The sequence below is a fragment of the Tistrella mobilis genome (genome assembly GCF_039634785.1).
Lineage (GTDB): Bacteria > Pseudomonadota > Alphaproteobacteria > Tistrellales > Tistrellaceae > Tistrella > Tistrella mobilis.
Map to the genome: position 1 here is coordinate 465396 of NZ_JBBIAB010000002.1, position 14985 is coordinate 480380.

A 14985-nucleotide genomic window follows, 5' to 3' on the forward strand; every position below is an offset into this window, starting at 1 on the left:
CACCCTGGCCGGTGCCGCGCCCGGATCTTCGCCCGTGATGTCAGGCGCTTGCGACCGCCTCGCGGTAGAGGCCGAGCTTTTCCTGCGCGGCCCGGTCGGAATAGCCGAACAGCACCAGCCGGCTGTCGGCCCTGATCGTCACCTCGCGCCAGGACGGCACGACCAGAAGGTCGCGTTCCGCCAGCGTGAAGACCTCGTCGCCGACCCGGGCCTCGCCCCGGCCTTCGACCACCACATAGACCGTGCCGTCGGAAGACCGCCGCGGCCGGGTTTCGAACCCCGCCGGCAGCAGCCGGACATGGGCGGCTATGGTCGGCATCACCGCCCCCCCGGTGGCCGGATTCAGGAATTCGAGCGCATGGCCCAGCACCGGATCGGGTGCCTCGGCCGCCGCCAGATCGGCAAGCGCCGCCGACCAGTCGGCATGGGGGTAGTGGAACAGCGGCTGTGCCGCAGGCCGGCGATCGGCGGTGCTGCCGCGCAGCGGCCGAAGATTGCGGCCATAGCGGCGCGTGCTGTCGCCCGGGGCCACGGTCTCGGGGTGTTCCGCAGCCTCCAGCCGTTCGGCGAAACTGGCGTCGAAATGGCGCACGGTCGGGATGTCGAGCCCGTCGAGCCAGATCATCGGCTGGCCGGAATGATTGCCGTGATCATGCCACTGCCAGTTCGGCGTCAGCACCAGATCGAAGGGCCGCATCACGGCCTTTTCGCCATCGACCGCGGTATAGGCGCCATCGCCTTCCATCACGAAGCGCAGCGCCGACTGGCTGTGGCGATGGCAGGGCGCCACCTCGCCCGGCAGGATCAGCTGCAACCCGGCATAAAGGCTGGGGGTGATGCCGGACGTGCCGGGCAGGCCGGGGTTTTCCAGAATCAGCACCCGGCGTTCGGCCTGTTCGGCGCTGATCAGATCCCCCGCCCGCAAGAGATGATCGCGGGCCGAGGCGTAGTCCCATTTCCAGGCCTGCGCCGGCGACCGCGGCGTGGGCGTCACCAGCGCCGACAGCACTTCCCACAAGGGATACAGGCTCTTGGGCCGCATCTCCTCGTACAGCCGGTCCAGCTGTGCGCGGGCGTCGTTGGGCAGGGGAGCGGTCATCGGATCAGCCCTCGTCGACCATCACATGCAGCACGCCGTCTTCGACGCGCACCGGATAGGTGCGCACCGGCTCGGTACAGGGGGCGCCACATGGCGCGCCCGTGCGCACATCGAACAATCCCTGATGCAGCGGACATTCGATCATGTGGCCGTCCAGATAGCCGTCGGACAGAAAGGCGCGGCCGTGGGTGCAGAGATCGTCGGTGGCAAAGAAATCGCCATCGACCTCGTAAAAGGCGATGCGGCGCCCGGCCGCTTCGGCGCAGGCCACGCCCTCATCGGCAAGACGCGCGGTCTCGATGGTCTTGATCCAGCTCATTCTGGCTCGTCCTTGCTTACGCCGGATAAATCAGGCTGTTCGGGATCATCTCGCTGTCGATCACCACGATCCGCTCGGCGAAGTACAGCCGGCCGTCCTCGTCGACGATCCGGTCGTGGCAGACCGCCGAGAGCACGATTTCCGACTGCCTGTCGATCAGCGTCTGCACGATCAGCAGATTGTGGCGGGTGCGGATGCCCTCGGGCCCGGTGCTGATCCTGAGCGGCCCGGGAAAGCGGCGGTAATAGCGCGGCGCATACATCTGGGTGGTGGTCAACCCCGTCACCCGGTCCTGCAGCATGCCGCGGCTTTCCGCCTGCATGGTCGACAGCGTATAGCCCCGCTCGAAATTCTCCCGCGGGATCACCCGATACAGGCAGTCGGGCAGGAAGAAGCCCGGCCAATCCGACAGCCGCACATCGTCCAGCGTGTCGTAATAGGCGTCGTAGAGGTCGCGGACCCGGCCGCGCAGGGCGGTATCGGTCTCAGCGGTTCCGATCATCGCGGTCACAGCCCCATCACCTCCCGCCAATAGCGATACATCGACCGGATCGCGGTTTCGGTAACCATGTAATCGGTGGGGGCGATCTCGCGGCCGCCCATCATCACCAGCGCCTCTTCCATGTCGGAGGGGGAAAAGCCCTGCTGGCTCATCTCGATGATCTCGCCGTCATCGGCCGAGACGAAGCCGGCCGGGCCGAAGAGATTGGCCTGGCGCGTGCGGCGCAGCTTCATCTCGGGCGTGTCGTCGGCATAGCACCAATGGGTCCAGTGGAAATCGAACCCCGCCGGCCCCTTGGGCACGATCTGGCGCGAGGTCAGCGAATTCACCTGCTGCTGCAGAATGACGCTGGGGAAGACGGTGATCATGCCGACCGTCTCCTCGCCCGGGAATTCCTTCACCACGTCCAGGATGCGCGGATCGGCCAGTTTCAGATCGCCCTGGAAATTGCGCAGATCCGCGGTGACGTCGTTCACCTCCTGCTCGCCCTTGCGGCTGATCAGGATGCCGTGGCGGCCGGTCTCGTCGATATCGACCGCGGATTTCTGGTCGGCGCGGAACAGGCCGAAGGTGACGAAGAACACATGCAGCAGCCCCGCATGATACGGGTCCTTGATGTTCTCCATCATCAGCTTCCAGTTCGCCGGAATGTGCTGGCGGTTATAGCCCAGCACCTCCAGCTTCCGGCCATCATAGACCCGGGTGTAATGGGCCCAGAACTTCTCGCCCAGATACTCCCGGAAGGGCGGGGTGTCGTCGGAAAAGGTCGCCCAGACCACGCCGTTCACCACCTCGACGCGCAGCCGGTTCAGGCCGTGATTGCCGGGGTCGAAATCCCGCGGCATGCCGCCCTGGCGCTTCACGCCGCGGCGGAAGGGCACGCCGATCAGATTGCCCCTCAGGTCATAGGCCCATTGGTGATAGGGGCAGAGCAGATCCTTGGTATGGCCCTGGCGCGCCTGGCAGAACTTTACGCCGCGATGCGCACAACGGTTCTCCACCACGCTGATCTCGTCTTCGGCAGAGCGCACCACGATCACCGGGCGTTCGCCCAGCGTGGTGGTCTTGAAATCGCCGACATCGGGGATCTCGCATTCCAGCGCGCAATAGAGCCAGTGCGGCCCGTACCAGATGCGCTGAAGCTCCCGCTGATAGACGTCCTGATCGGTATAGACCCAGTACGGCACCTTGCCGGCATCGCCGGTGTCCCACACGCGGCCGTTCCGGGCGCAAGCGCTGGTCTCCGCCATTCCCGCCTCCCTTGGGCGGCGCCCCCTCGTCCCGGGTTGCCGCCTGTTGTATTGCATATCGTGTGAAGCTTAGTATGATATGCAACAACGCGACGTCAAGACGGTTCGTCGAAAATGGAATGCCGGCCATGCCGGATCGTCATGAACCGGCACCGTCCTTCAGGGAGTTGAATGGAATGAGCGCAGGCGTGGTCATCATCGGCGCCGGCCAGGCCGGCGGCCGGGCGGCACTGACGCTCAGGGAGAAGGGCTATGCCGGGCCGGTAACGCTGATCGGCGACGAACCGGTCCCGCCTTACGAGCGCCCGCCCCTGTCGAAAGACATGCTGATCGACCCTGAGACCCGCCCCACCTGGCTGGTGCCGGCAGAGGCCTGGGCGGCGCAGGATATCCGGCTGATGACCGGCCGGGCGGCGATTGCGGTCGATCGTGCCGCGCGGCAGGTGCGGCTGGATGACGGCAGCCTGCTCGACTATGACCGGCTGATCTTCGCAACCGGCAGCCGGCCGCGCCGCCTGCCCTTCCGGGTCTCGCGCCTGGCCGATCTGCGCACGCTGGGTGACGTGGAATCGCTCGCGGCCCGCGCCGTCGGCGCCCGATCCGTTCTCGTGATCGGCGGCGGGGTGATCGGGCTGGAGGTTGCGGCCACGCTGGTGCAGAAGGGGCTGGAGGTGACGGTGGTCGAGATCGGCTCGCGCCTGCTCGGCCGCAACTTTCCGGCACCGGTGGCGGCGGCCCTGGCCCGGCGCCATGCGGCCGAAGGCGTCACCCTGCTGACCGGCCGCCGGATCCGGGATCTGGCCGACACGGCCGCGGGCATCCGCGCCGTGCTGTCCGACGGGCAGGTGATCACCGCCGATTTCGCCGTCGCCGGCATCGGCGTCGTCCCCGAAACCGGTCTCGCCCAGGCGGCCGGGCTGGTGGTCGATGACGGCATCGTGGTCGATCACGACATGCGCACGGCCGATCCCGCGGTGTTCGCGATCGGCGATGTGGCGGCACAGCCGGGGCCGGATGGCCGGTCCCTGCGCTGCGAAACCTGGCAGAATGCCAACATCACCGCCGAACGCGCGGTGGCGGCGATCCTGGGCAGCCCCCTGCCCGCCCCCGAAACGCCCTGGTTCTGGACCGATCAATACGATCTGAACGTCCAGCTCGCCGGCGTCACCGGGCCCGAGGCCGACACGGCACAGATCGTCGAACAGCGGGCCGGCGCCGGCCGGCTGTTCCTGGTGCTGGACGGCGACCGGCTGATCGGGGCGGCGGGCATCAATGCCGGCCGCGACATGGCCGCCTGCCGGCGGCTGATCACCGCCGGCATTCACCTGCCGCCCGGGATGACCGCGTCCGACAGCTTCGATGCGAAGGCGGCGCGCGGCCTGCTCAGCCCGGCTGCGGCCAGCGCCCGCCCAGCCTATGCGTAACCTCGCGCGCGGTCGCAATCAGCATCTCGCGGGCGGCGGCATCGCCGTCGCGGCCGAAACCCGGCGAGGCGATGATCGACAGGGCCAGCACCAGCTGGCCCTGAAGATTGAACACCGGCGCCGCGAAGGCACGCAGCCCCGGTGCGGTGGTGCCGTCCACCGCGGCCGACATTTCGCGCCGGGTCTGGGCGCGCATCGCATCGATATCGACCGGGCCTTCGGAACGGTCCTGCGCCAGTTCGCGCTGCAGCAGGTCGGACACGAAGCCCTCGTTCAGGAAGGCGAGGAAGATCCGGCCGGTGGCCGACCAGGTCAGCGACAGATGCGAGCCGATGGTCAGCATGGTGTAGACCGGTGGATTGCCGGGATACCAGCGGATGATCGTGGGGCCGGTTTCGGCCCAGACCGCAATCAGCACGGTGCGGCCGCTGGCGGCGACCAGCTCCTGCGCCGCCCGGCTCGCCTCTTCGAACGTGTCGAGCCGGCCCATGGCGGCAAGGCCCAACCTAAGCGCGCCGGTATGCAGATCATACAGCGCCGTCGCCGGGTCCTGGCGCAGGAAGCCGGTGTTCACGAAGCTCGCCAGATAGCGATGCGCCTGGCTGACCGACTGGCCGCTGGCCCGGGCGATATCGGTCAGAGAGCTGGGCCGGCCCAGACGGACCAGGGCATCGAGCACGCCGATACCGATTTCGACCGACTGGATGCCCTTGCGCTTCGTCTCGCTGCCGGCGCCACGCCGGCCTGCCGCCTTCACAGCCCCCTCCTGCTTCGCCTCCATCGCCCGCCCGTTCTCCTGCTGACGGCTGCCGCCTGATGCAGCGCACCATAGCCCCGGCGCCCCTGCCCGGCAACGGGGCCCGACAGACCATCATGTCAGGCGCCGCGTCAGCCCCCCTCGCCCACACTCGATACCGTCATCCAGGCATCACGCCACCCCAAGGAAACCCCGATGACCACCTGTCTGTTCGACCCCGCCCCCACCCCGCTCGCCGAAGTCAAAGGCACCGAAGCGCGCTATCCCATCCGCCGGATCTTCTGCGTCGGCCGCAATTATGAAGCCCATGCCCGCGAGATGGGTGTGGTGGTCGATCGCGAGGCGCCGTTCTATTTCACCAAATCGGCCCTGGCCTATGTGCCGTCGGGATCCACCATCCCCTACCCGCCCGGCACAGAGAATTATCATTACGAGATGGAGCTGGTGGTCGCCATCGGCAAAGCCGGTTTCGAGATTGCGGCCGCGGACGCCCTCTCCCACGTCTTCGGCTATGCCTGCGGCCTGGACATGACCCGGCGCGACCTGCAGCTGGCGGCACGCGCGAAGCAGCGGCCCTGGGATCTGGGCAAGGATTTCGAGCAGTCGGCCGTGCTGTCACCGATCGTGCCGGTGGCCGAAAGCGGCCATCCCGCCACGGGGCTGCTGGAATTGCGGGTTGATGGCGAGACCCGCCAGTCGACCGATCTGTCGCTGCTGGTCTGGTCGGTGGCCGAGCTGATCGCCCATCTGTCGCGCTTCTACCATCTGGAACCCGGCGATCTGATCTATACCGGCACGCCGGAAGGCGTCGGCCCGGTGGTGGCCGGCCAGAAGATCGAGGGCTCGATCACGGGCCTGGGCGGCATTTCGCTGACCATCGCCTGATCGCCCGGGTTGAGGGCGAGCGGTCGCACGAGGAGGGGGTGGCACAGGGCTTGCCACCCCCCTGCCCTGGCTGGCTTACCGGCCGTAGATGACGTGTCATCCCCCTCGCTGTAGCAAAGCTGCGAGTCTTTCCCTGTCAAAGACCGATAATGTTGCCGCAAGCTGCCGCATCTGCGAGGCTTGACGGTGGCCGGTGATTTTCAGCCAGATTTATCCAGATTGCGCAATCTTGGCAAAACCGCGGGTCAGCCGCCGCGCACGAAGCGGTCGCGGGTTTCGCGGAACCGCCGGACCAGGAAATCGCGGCAGACCGCGATCCGCGCCAGATGATGCGTGTCCGGATGGGTCAGCAGGTGATAGCGGCGGCGGAAGATCAGCCCGGGCAGGATCGGCACCAGGTCGGGGGCGTCGCGCACCGCAAAATCATGCAGGATGCCGATGCCCACCCCGGCGCAGATCGCCGCCATCTGCCCGACCACGCCGGCGCAGCGGAACTCGCGCTGTCCATACCGCGTCAATGCCTGGCCGTAATCCAGCGACGAGGCATAGGCGTAATCCTCCACCCCCGTCACCACCACATGGCCGGCCAGATCTTCGGGCGTCATGGGCACGCCCGCGCGCTCCAGATAGGACCGGGCGGCATAAACGCCCAGCGTATAGTCGCCGAGCGCCGTCACCAGCAGCCGCCCCTCGGCCGGCGGGTCCAGGCAGACCGCCAGATCCGCCTCGCGCCGCGACAGCGAAAAAGTGCGCGGCAGCGGCACCAGCTCCACCACCAGATCGGGATGCATGGCCCCCAGCCGGCCGAGTTCGGCCGCCAGAAACCAGGTGCCGAGCCCGTCGGGCGCCCCCACCCGCACCACGCCCGAGGGGGCGGCACCCTGGGCGCGGGTCTCTTCGGCGATGCCGAAAATTTCGGTCTCCACCCGCTCCGCCGCCGCCAGCAGCCGCTCCCCCGCCTCGGTGAGGGTGGCGCCCGAGGGCCGGCGTTCGAACAATGGCTGACCGAGCGAGGCTTCCAGCGCATCCAGCCTGCGGGCGACGGTCGCATGGTTCAGCCCCAGCCCCCGCGCCGCGGCCAGAATCTGGCCGCGGCGGGCGATGGCGAGGAAGACGCGGAGATGGTCCCAGTTCATCGGATGCGAAAACTCCGTCAGGATCAGGCTACAAATATCGCACAACGGCTTCTCGATATCTCCGGTTTCTGTGCGCCGCTTCGTCCGCAATCATACCCCCATCCCAGAACACCGCCGCCCCCGGCCGGTGTCGTCCTTCTGAAGGTGAGCGGAGATGGTCAGGAAGATCGGGCATTACATCGGCGGCCGGCAGGTGCCGGGTGCGGCTGCGCGGACGGTGGCGTCGTTCAACCCCGCGACCGGCGAGCAGAGCGGCGAAGTGGCGCTGGCCTCTGCCGCCGAGGTGCGCGCCGCGGTCGAGGCCGCGAAGGCGGCCGCCCCCGACTGGGCCGAGACCACGCCGCTGCGCCGGGCGCGGATCCTGAACCGCTTCCTGCACATCCTGGAAGAGCGCATCGACGAGCTGGCGGCGGTGATCACCGCCGAGCACGGCAAGGTGCTCTCGGATGCCAAGGGCGAGATCCAGCGCGGCATGGAGGTGGTCGAGTTTGCCACCGCCGCCCCGCAGCTGCTGAAGAGCGAGATGACCGAGAATGTCGGCACGAAGGTCGACAGCCATGCGCTGCGCCAGCCGCTGGGCGTCGTGGCCGGCATCACGCCGTTCAACTTTCCGGCCATGGTGCCGATGTGGATGTTCCCGGTGGCGCTGGCCTGCGGCAACACCTTCATCCTGAAGCCGTCGGAGCGCGACCCCTCGGCCGCCCTGCTGCTGGCCGAATGGCTGACCGAGGCGGGGCTGCCGGCCGGCGTGTTCAACGTCGTCCAGGGCGACAAGGAAGCGGTCGACGCCATCCTGACCGATCCGGATATCGAGGCGGTGAGCTTCGTGGGCTCCACCCCCATCGCCCGCTACATCTACCAGACCGCCACCGCGGCCGGTAAGCGCTGCCAGGCGCTGGGCGGCGCCAAGAACCACATGATCGTCATGCCCGATGCCGATATGGACCAGGCGGTCGATGCGCTGATGGGCGCCGCCTATGGCTCGGCCGGCGAGCGCTGCATGGCGATCTCGGTGGCCGTGCCGGTGGGTGAGGCCACGGCCGATGCGCTGGTCGAAAAGCTGGTGCCGCGCATCCAGGCGCTGAAGGTCGGCCCCGGCACCGATCCCGAGGCCGAGATGGGCCCGCTGGTCACCCGCGCCCATCGCGACAAGGTGGAAAACTACATCGATCAGGGCGTCGCCGAAGGCGCCGAGCTGGTGGTCGACGGCCGCAATCTGCGCCTGCAGGGCTATGAGGACGGCTATTTCACCGGCGCCACCCTGTTCGACCGCGTCACCACCGACATGACCATCTACAGGCACGAAATCTTCGGACCCGTCCTGTCGGTGGTCCGTGCCGAAAGCTACGAGCAGGCGGCGGGCTGGATCAACGCCCATGAATACGGCAACGGCACCGCGATCTTCACCCGCGACGGCGATGCGGCGCGCGAATTCGCCCACCGGATCAAGGTCGGCATGGTCGGCGTGAACGTGCCGATCCCGGTGCCGATGGCGTTCCATTCCTTCGGCGGCTGGAAGGCCTCGCTGTTCGGCGACCACCACATGCACGGCCCCGAAGGCGTGCGCTTCTACACCCGCCTCAAGACCATCACCACCCGCTGGCCGACCGGCATCCGCGCCGGCGCCGAATTCGCCATGCCGACCATGAAGTGACGGCACGGCATATCCGACCCCGGGCAGCGACCGCACCCCCCGCACCTCCCACCCTCGCGGTCCGCCCGGACCAGAACGGCCCCCGGCTCCCGACCGGGGGCCGTTCTTCGTTTCGCGCCGGGATCCCCTGCATCCGGCCCCCATATAGAGGCTGGAGTTACCACGTGTTTTATGACCAGATCGCCGATTTTTCGCATAACTTATTGATTAACATGAATTTATGAGGAACGCGCCGTACCGGGTATGTAAGCCCTGGAAACGTGACTCATATCGTTTGCGTTTCGTATGACTCACGCCTTACCATCATTGGTGGGAGCGGACATCATCCGGATCGCGATATGAGGGCAAGATCACTCGCAACACGCGCGCGCCGCTGGCAGTCGCTCCTGACGAGTGACCGGCCGGCAAAGCGCGTGTTCCTGATCGTGATCCTGGCCACGCTGGCTTTCGAAAGCGGCCGGATCTTCAATTTCAACTTCGCCGAGGAAACCTGGAGCACGTCCACGGCAATCGCGGTCGGAATATGGGCCCCCTGGTACGACATGCGTTTCCCCGCTGCCCGACTGGCGGCAGAGCGCATCGGCATCGTCATGATCGATGACGACGGACTTCCCTTTATCGGCGACAGGTTCCCGATCCCCTATGACCACCAGGCCCGGATGATCAACGAGATCATCCACCCCTCCGGCGCGCCGGACACCCCACCGGTCGCGGTGTTCATGGACTTCCTCTACGCCACCAACCGCCACACCCTGAGTGGCGGCCGGCGACCCTCCATGCCGGTCCAGGCCGTGGATCTGCAGACGCTCGGCGCCGACATGGACTATCTGGCCGAAGAACTGGCGCTCAACCGCAGTGACGGACAGATCGATACCGATGTCGCCGATGCGATGGGCGCACTTGTGCCGCCGCTGCTTGTGCGGCGGGTCGGTATGCTGGTTGCCGACCAGCCTGTCGCACTTCGCCAGGCCACCCGTCCGCAAGAGGCACGCAACCCCGAACGGCGCAATACTTTCGGCATCGTCAATCAGCTGGCGGTGCCCGCTGCGCCGGGGATGTTCCTCACACCGCCGCTGCGCTATGCGCTGGCGCCGGACGGCCTTCCCTCGCCCGCCCTGCTGCTGACGATCTGGAGCTGCGCCGTCGAGGCGGGTCTGCCGGGCTGCTCGCTCGACGAACCGGTGGTGAGCGTGTCTGAGATACGCGAGGCCGCACGAGCGGCCGCCATCGCCGACGTGGCCGGCGCCTGTGCCGATCGTATTGATGCAGAACTGCGGGTCGCCGGCCTCGCCGAGGGCAGCAGCCATCGCCGCGGCCCGCCCCCGACGGCAGATCCCACCGTCATCGACAGGCTGACGGCTCATTGCCGCGATATTGCCTATGACCATGCGGCGAATGCCGGCTGGGTCCCCGATCCACCGGCATCGGCGGCGATTGCCCGCACCACCATGGCCCTGCTGCCGGCCTATGCCGCAGCCCGCCGTGACGGCCGCTTTGCCGGCAGCTTCGAGGCCCTGACATGTCTCGACGGGCTGGTCCCCCGCCCGGCAGGCGGAGACATGGCGCCACATCCACCGGTTGCAAACGTCGCCCTGGCCCGCCTGCGCCAGGCATCGGCCGACTGTCACGGCCTGTCGGATGCCATGGCCGACCAGCGGATCGGACCGACGATGACCGTGCTCTGGGGGGCCGGCACCGATGATGGCGGCCCGCCCCGTGATGCGACGCCGGCAGACCGGCTGGCCTTCCGCCAGAGCGGTCAGGCGGCAGCACCCTATGCCTGGGCCGAGGTGGATCAGCATCCGGTCGAGGATGTCTGTGCCCCCTTCCGGCTGTCGCGGGACATCCTGTCCCGCCTGTCGGAGTCGAGCCGACTTCTCGCCTTCACCCTGTATCGGGGGGGAAAGCCCCATCAGGATCTCTGCGCCTATCACCGGACCGTCCGCGTGCCCTGGCTTTCTTCCACCCATGACCGGACCCGGGCCTATGTCGCCTCGGCCCTGTCGAACCGGGTGGTGATCCTGGGGGCAACGGTCAGTGGAGCCGAGGATCTCCATCCGATGCGCGGGGTCTATGCCCCCGGCACCTGGGCCCATGCCATGGCCCTCGACAACCTGCTCGCCATGGGGCGCGACTACCGTCCGGCCGCCCTCGACGGCATCGGTTTCAGCGCCGGCACAGGCTATGAAGCTGCCCGCCTGATGCTTCAGACCCTGTTGGCCGGTCTGATCGCCCTTGGTCTGCACAACATCGTCCGCCCCTGGCAGATCGAGGCCCTGGTGCATCGTAACCTGCCCGGCTGGATCGCCCCCACCCTGCCCGCGGTACTGGTCGATGTCGTGGTCGCCGGCTTCGCCACCAGCATCCCCAGCCTGCTCGTCGCCCTGATTCTGCTCACCCTGCTGCCGATCCAGCCGCTGGACTGGATCGCCGTCGCCGCCTTCGCCGCCACCGCCTGGATCGCCGCCGGCGATGGATCCATAAGCCCCTCTTCATCACGCTGACCGGGAGAATGCCCATGTCGCTCATCGCATATGAGCCCGCCCGTCATGTCGTCATCGGCCTGACCATCACCGCGGCACTGGCTGCGGCCGCCTTGCTGATCACCCCCACCCCCGCTGCCGCCCAGGCCTGCCCGGGCAATGGTGCCGACATCCGGGTGGTGAGCGTATCGGGCAACATCGACCCGGCCCTTGTCGGCCGGCTCGGCAAGGAAGTGTCCCTGAAAGAGGTCTGTATCGACGGGGCCAATTACCCGCGCCGCTCTGTTCGGGTCGAACGGGTGCAGACGGGCGTCATCTCGACCGTCTGCGGCGCAACGCTCGCGCAGAACGGCGCATCACGAACGGGTTCCAACCTCGGCAACGGCTGCTGAACCTCGGAAAGGGCAGGATCGATGACACGCACCCGACGCCCTGTTCTGGCCCTGGCCGGCAGCGCCCTGCTCCTCACCGGCTGCGTCAACGGCGGTATCAATGTTCCCGGCCTGTCGGACGACAGCATCTCCGGCATGAAGGCACCTTTGATTGCGACCGCGCAATTCGATGCCTCGCTGCCCAGCAGTGCCGGCGATCCGCGGCCGCCGCGCACCCTCTACTTCTCCGGGGCGGCGGATGACGTCGGCACCAACTACTGGCGCCAGGAACAGGACAAGGTGCCGATCCCGGAAGCCTCGCGCGTCATTCCGGATGCGAAGATCCAGGCATATCTTCGCAGCATTCTGTTGCGGCTTCTGGCCGTCGCCCCGCCGGGCGCACCCGATGTGCAGGTCCACCTTCTGGCCAGTTCAGGCTATCAGGCCATGGCACGGCCCGATGGCGACATCTATGTCAGCATCAACGTGCTGGCCCAGGCGGAGTCGGAAGACGAAGTGGCCATGATGCTCGGCCATGAACTGGGCCATCTGCTGCTCCGGCATCACGACAAGGACAAGCTGTTCAAGGAACAGCGTGACGCCACCACCATGGCGGCCGGGGCCTTCGTTCTCAGCACCGTGTTCAAAAGCCAGGTGGAGGCCGGAAGTGGTGGCCTCACCGGCAGCCAGAAGGCAGGGTTGCAACGCGACGCCAACACGGTGATGGCGACCAAATGGGCGCTCGATTTCATCGGCAATGATGTCGTCGGTGCCGCCTGGAACCGCCAGCAGGAAAACGATGCCGACCTGCTCGGCATCGATCTCATCTCCCGCGCCGGCTATGCCCCGCTCGTCGCGCAATACGGGTTGGAGAAGATCGCTGCGGGCGAGAAGGCGCGCGGCACCATGACCGAACGGCTGCAGAAACTCGCGGACGAACGCACGAAGCGGGTCGAGGCAGAGATGCAGGCCGCCTGGTCGTCCGGCAATATGACCGTCATCCCGGTGATCGGTGCCACGCTGGATGCCGGCACGGATGTCGGGCGGGAAATCGTCGACGCCGTCTCCGGCCGCTATGCCTCCGGTGAGGAACGCCTGCAACGCAGCTGGGACTATAACGACAAATTCTATACCGACGCGCCGGACACGCCGCATCCGGGCTATGACGAGATCAAGACGTCGCTCGGCATCAAGGACATGAACAACGCCTATGCCGGGGTCATCGAGGCGCTGTTCGCGCTGCCCGAAGGCAGATATGACGACGCCGAAGCCAGGCTGAAAGCGGGCTACGGCATTGACCGGATCGGCGATCATCCCCTGCCGCGAATGGTAGAGGCGTTGATCCATCAGGGCCGGGGCCGGGATGCCGCCGCCCTTCAGGCGCTTCAGCAGATCGATCCCAACCTGCCGATGCCGATCGAAGGCTATACCATGAAGGCGACGCTCGAAGCGTCGAAACCCGCCGGCATGAACAGATGGCAGGCGATCACCGCAGCCCCGTCCAAGGGTAAGGCGAAGTCGAAACCGCAGCCTGCCGGCAATCCGCTCGTCACGCTGGAAACCGCCCAGGCGATCTATGGTCTTGAAGCGGTCCAGCCGACCAGGATCGCCGTCCTCGCCCGGATGGGAGACAAGGCCCAGGCGCGCGCCGCCTATGACGCCTGTCAGAACCTGTCGGAGATCACCCGGAAGCAGTGCAGCACCACGGCCGTCGCCGTCCAGGTCGCCGAGGCGGAACAGCCGGTCATCCCTCTTCCCGACGCAGCAGCGGCCCCTGCGGAGACCAAAGGCCCAAGCCTGCGCAGCCTGCTGGGCTTCGGTGGCTGAATGACGCCCGGACGGATCCGTGCATCGGGGGCGCGGCGGTCGGCCATCGCCGCACTGCTCCTGGCCGCAGGCCTCGCGGCCACCGCCCGGGCGGAAGATGCCGCCTACATCACCATCGCAACCGCGGCGCCGGACGGCGCCTATCACCGCCTGGGGCTCGACACCTGCCGCATGATCAATCGCCGCTGCGCCGGTCGCGGATTGCGCTGCGTGGTGGAGCCGACCAATGGGACCGGCGACAATCTGCTGCACATCGCGGCCGGTCATGTCGATCTCGCCTTCGCCCAGCTGGATGGCGTGGTGCGCGACCAACCGGATGCCATCCTGGTGTCGGAACGCGGCCGGTGCACCACCCATACCGGCGGCAACGCGCCCGAGGACGACCGCGTCCTGACCGGCACCGAGGAAGCGCTTTTCATCCTTCGACGGGTCGAGGCGGGAGACCAGGCCTCTCCGCCCGACCTCGCCACCCTGCTTCAGATGCCCGGCACGCTGGTCAGCCTCGGCCCTGCCGGCTCTGGCACCCGCAATCTGGCCGAGGCGTTGCTGGCCTATCTCGGGATCGGCCTGCCGGCCGGTCGCGAGGTGGCACTGCCGGCCGATCTCCAGATCCCGGCGCTCTGCCGCCAGGATGTCGACATCGTTTTCCGGATGCTCGCCCCGGCACGCGCCGCCCTCCTGCTCAACGCGCCGCGGGGCGGCTGCCAGCTGCAACTGATCCCCGTCCCCGCCGACGATCCGCCGGACGCACCACCACTGACGCGTGCGGTCGGGGTGGAGCGGCGGGTGATCACGCTCTCCGATCTGCCCGAGGGCGATATGACGGTCATGACCGTCACCGCACCGATGGTGGTACTGGCCTCGCCCGGTCTCTGCGCGGCAGGCGGGGGGCAGCTTCCGCCGCTGCTCCGCGAGGCAGTGTCGGCAACCATGGGGGCCGGTCCTTCGCCCGAAACCGCGCGACCCGCCGCAACGCCGGCCGGCTATGCGGCAGGGCCATAATTTCACAGTTTTTATACGGTATATAATTCTATTATTGACTCATTTTATGGACTAAACATACTTGATCCATGGCCGCCGGACACGGTGCCATCGCGGAGTTTGAAGAGCAGCTTGCGCCGCGTCACCAACCGCTAAAGCGCCACGATCGCCGGTCGTGGCCTCGCATCCTCGTATCCCGTCGGAGAGAGCCCCCATGATCCAGCGATCGCACACCGCGCTCCGGTGTCTCCTGTCGATCTCCTGCCGGTTGCAACCCCGCACCGGCCACTGTCCCTG

The 14985-nt window shown here is 67.4% G+C and carries 13 protein-coding genes; 7 read left to right on the forward strand and 6 right to left on the reverse strand.

All coding sequences use genetic code 11. The features are described from left to right. Positions 1–40: 40 nt before the first annotated feature. The 4 genes from gtdA to WI697_RS04850 are packed head-to-tail and all read right to left on the reverse strand — an operon-like array spanning position 41 to position 3170. Positions 41–1099 carry a gentisate 1,2-dioxygenase gene (gtdA, locus tag WI697_RS04835; RefSeq protein WP_345957618.1) on the reverse strand — a complete coding sequence of 353 codons (1059 nt, stop codon included), beginning with the start codon at positions 1097–1099 and terminating at the stop codon, positions 41–43. A gap of 4 nt (positions 1100–1103) precedes the next feature. Next, on the reverse strand, positions 1104–1418 hold the full coding sequence (locus WI697_RS04840; RefSeq protein ID WP_345957619.1) for a non-heme iron oxygenase ferredoxin subunit: 315 nt from the start codon (positions 1416–1418) through the stop codon (positions 1104–1106). Between the two features lie 16 nt (positions 1419–1434). Beyond that, the gene (locus tag WI697_RS04845) at positions 1435–1920 is read right to left on the reverse strand and encodes an aromatic-ring-hydroxylating dioxygenase subunit beta (RefSeq protein WP_345957656.1); all 486 of its coding nucleotides are present in this window, start codon (positions 1918–1920) and stop codon (positions 1435–1437) included. Positions 1921–1925: 5 nt separating this feature from the next. After that, positions 1926–3170, reverse strand: a complete 1245-nt coding sequence (locus WI697_RS04850) for an aromatic ring-hydroxylating dioxygenase subunit alpha (RefSeq protein WP_345957620.1) — start codon at positions 3168–3170, stop codon at positions 1926–1928. 176 nt (positions 3171–3346) lie between these two features. On the opposite strand from WI697_RS04850, the gene WI697_RS04855 reads away from it, so the two are divergent. Next, positions 3347–4594 carry an NAD(P)/FAD-dependent oxidoreductase gene (locus tag WI697_RS04855; RefSeq protein WP_345957621.1) on the forward strand — a complete coding sequence of 416 codons (1248 nt, stop codon included), beginning with the start codon at positions 3347–3349 and terminating at the stop codon, positions 4592–4594. Here WI697_RS04855 and WI697_RS04860 read toward each other — a convergent pair. Next, positions 4554–5375 carry an IclR family transcriptional regulator gene (locus WI697_RS04860; protein WP_345957622.1) on the reverse strand — a complete coding sequence of 274 codons (822 nt, stop codon included), beginning with the start codon at positions 5373–5375 and terminating at the stop codon, positions 4554–4556. The genes WI697_RS04855 and WI697_RS04860 overlap by 41 nt on opposite strands. A gap of 171 nt (positions 5376–5546) precedes the next feature. On the opposite strand from WI697_RS04860, the gene WI697_RS04865 reads away from it, so the two are divergent. Next, on the forward strand, positions 5547–6236 hold the full coding sequence (locus tag WI697_RS04865; protein ID WP_345957623.1) for a fumarylacetoacetate hydrolase family protein: 690 nt from the start codon (positions 5547–5549) through the stop codon (positions 6234–6236). Between the two features lie 245 nt (positions 6237–6481). On the opposite strand, the gene WI697_RS04870 is transcribed toward WI697_RS04865, so the two are convergent. Beyond that, positions 6482–7372, reverse strand: coding sequence for a LysR family transcriptional regulator (locus WI697_RS04870; RefSeq protein ID WP_345957624.1), 891 nt, complete (start codon positions 7370–7372; stop codon positions 6482–6484). A 154-nt stretch (positions 7373–7526) separates the two neighbouring features. On the opposite strand from WI697_RS04870, the gene WI697_RS04875 reads away from it, so the two are divergent. The 5 genes from WI697_RS04875 (at position 7527) to WI697_RS04895 (ending at position 14709) form a co-directional block, all read left to right on the forward strand. Beyond that, positions 7527–9026 carry a CoA-acylating methylmalonate-semialdehyde dehydrogenase gene (locus WI697_RS04875; RefSeq protein WP_345957625.1) on the forward strand — a complete coding sequence of 500 codons (1500 nt, stop codon included), beginning with the start codon at positions 7527–7529 and terminating at the stop codon, positions 9024–9026. Between the two features lie 338 nt (positions 9027–9364). Continuing rightward, positions 9365–11530, forward strand: a complete 2166-nt coding sequence (locus WI697_RS04880) for a hypothetical protein (protein ID WP_345957627.1) — start codon at positions 9365–9367, stop codon at positions 11528–11530. A 14-nt stretch (positions 11531–11544) separates the two neighbouring features. Continuing rightward, positions 11545–11901 carry a hypothetical protein gene (locus tag WI697_RS04885; protein ID WP_345957629.1) on the forward strand — a complete coding sequence of 119 codons (357 nt, stop codon included), beginning with the start codon at positions 11545–11547 and terminating at the stop codon, positions 11899–11901. Positions 11902–11922: 21 nt separating this feature from the next. Continuing rightward, positions 11923–13707 carry a M48 family metalloprotease gene (locus tag WI697_RS04890; protein ID WP_345957630.1) on the forward strand — a complete coding sequence of 595 codons (1785 nt, stop codon included), beginning with the start codon at positions 11923–11925 and terminating at the stop codon, positions 13705–13707. Continuing rightward, on the forward strand, positions 13708–14709 hold the full coding sequence (locus tag WI697_RS04895; RefSeq protein ID WP_345957631.1) for a type 2 periplasmic-binding domain-containing protein: 1002 nt from the start codon (positions 13708–13710) through the stop codon (positions 14707–14709). The last annotated feature ends 276 nt before the right edge of the window (positions 14710–14985 follow it).

Bases quoted from the DNA above. Each gene is read 5' to 3' on its own strand.
- gtdA (WP_345957618.1), bottom strand. From the start codon at position 1,099: ATGACCGCTCCCCTGCCCAACGACGCCCGCGCACAGCTGGACCGGCTG.
- WI697_RS04840 (WP_345957619.1), bottom strand. From the start codon at position 1,418: ATGAGCTGGATCAAGACCATCGAGACCGCGCGTCTTGCCGATGAGGGC.
- WI697_RS04845 (WP_345957656.1), bottom strand. From the start codon at position 1,920: ATGATCGGAACCGCTGAGACCGATACCGCCCTGCGCGGCCGGGTCCGC.
- WI697_RS04850 (WP_345957620.1), bottom strand. From the start codon at position 3,170: ATGGCGGAGACCAGCGCTTGCGCCCGGAACGGCCGCGTGTGGGACACC.
- WI697_RS04855 (WP_345957621.1), top strand. From the start codon at position 3,347: ATGAGCGCAGGCGTGGTCATCATCGGCGCCGGCCAGGCCGGCGGCCGG.
- WI697_RS04860 (WP_345957622.1), bottom strand. From the start codon at position 5,375: ATGGAGGCGAAGCAGGAGGGGGCTGTGAAGGCGGCAGGCCGGCGTGGC.
- WI697_RS04865 (WP_345957623.1), top strand. From the start codon at position 5,547: ATGACCACCTGTCTGTTCGACCCCGCCCCCACCCCGCTCGCCGAAGTC.
- WI697_RS04870 (WP_345957624.1), bottom strand. From the start codon at position 7,372: ATGAACTGGGACCATCTCCGCGTCTTCCTCGCCATCGCCCGCCGCGGC.
- WI697_RS04875 (WP_345957625.1), top strand. From the start codon at position 7,527: ATGGTCAGGAAGATCGGGCATTACATCGGCGGCCGGCAGGTGCCGGGT.
- WI697_RS04880 (WP_345957627.1), top strand. From the start codon at position 9,365: ATGAGGGCAAGATCACTCGCAACACGCGCGCGCCGCTGGCAGTCGCTC.
- WI697_RS04885 (WP_345957629.1), top strand. From the start codon at position 11,545: ATGTCGCTCATCGCATATGAGCCCGCCCGTCATGTCGTCATCGGCCTG.
- WI697_RS04890 (WP_345957630.1), top strand. From the start codon at position 11,923: ATGACACGCACCCGACGCCCTGTTCTGGCCCTGGCCGGCAGCGCCCTG.
- WI697_RS04895 (WP_345957631.1), top strand. From the start codon at position 13,708: ATGACGCCCGGACGGATCCGTGCATCGGGGGCGCGGCGGTCGGCCATC.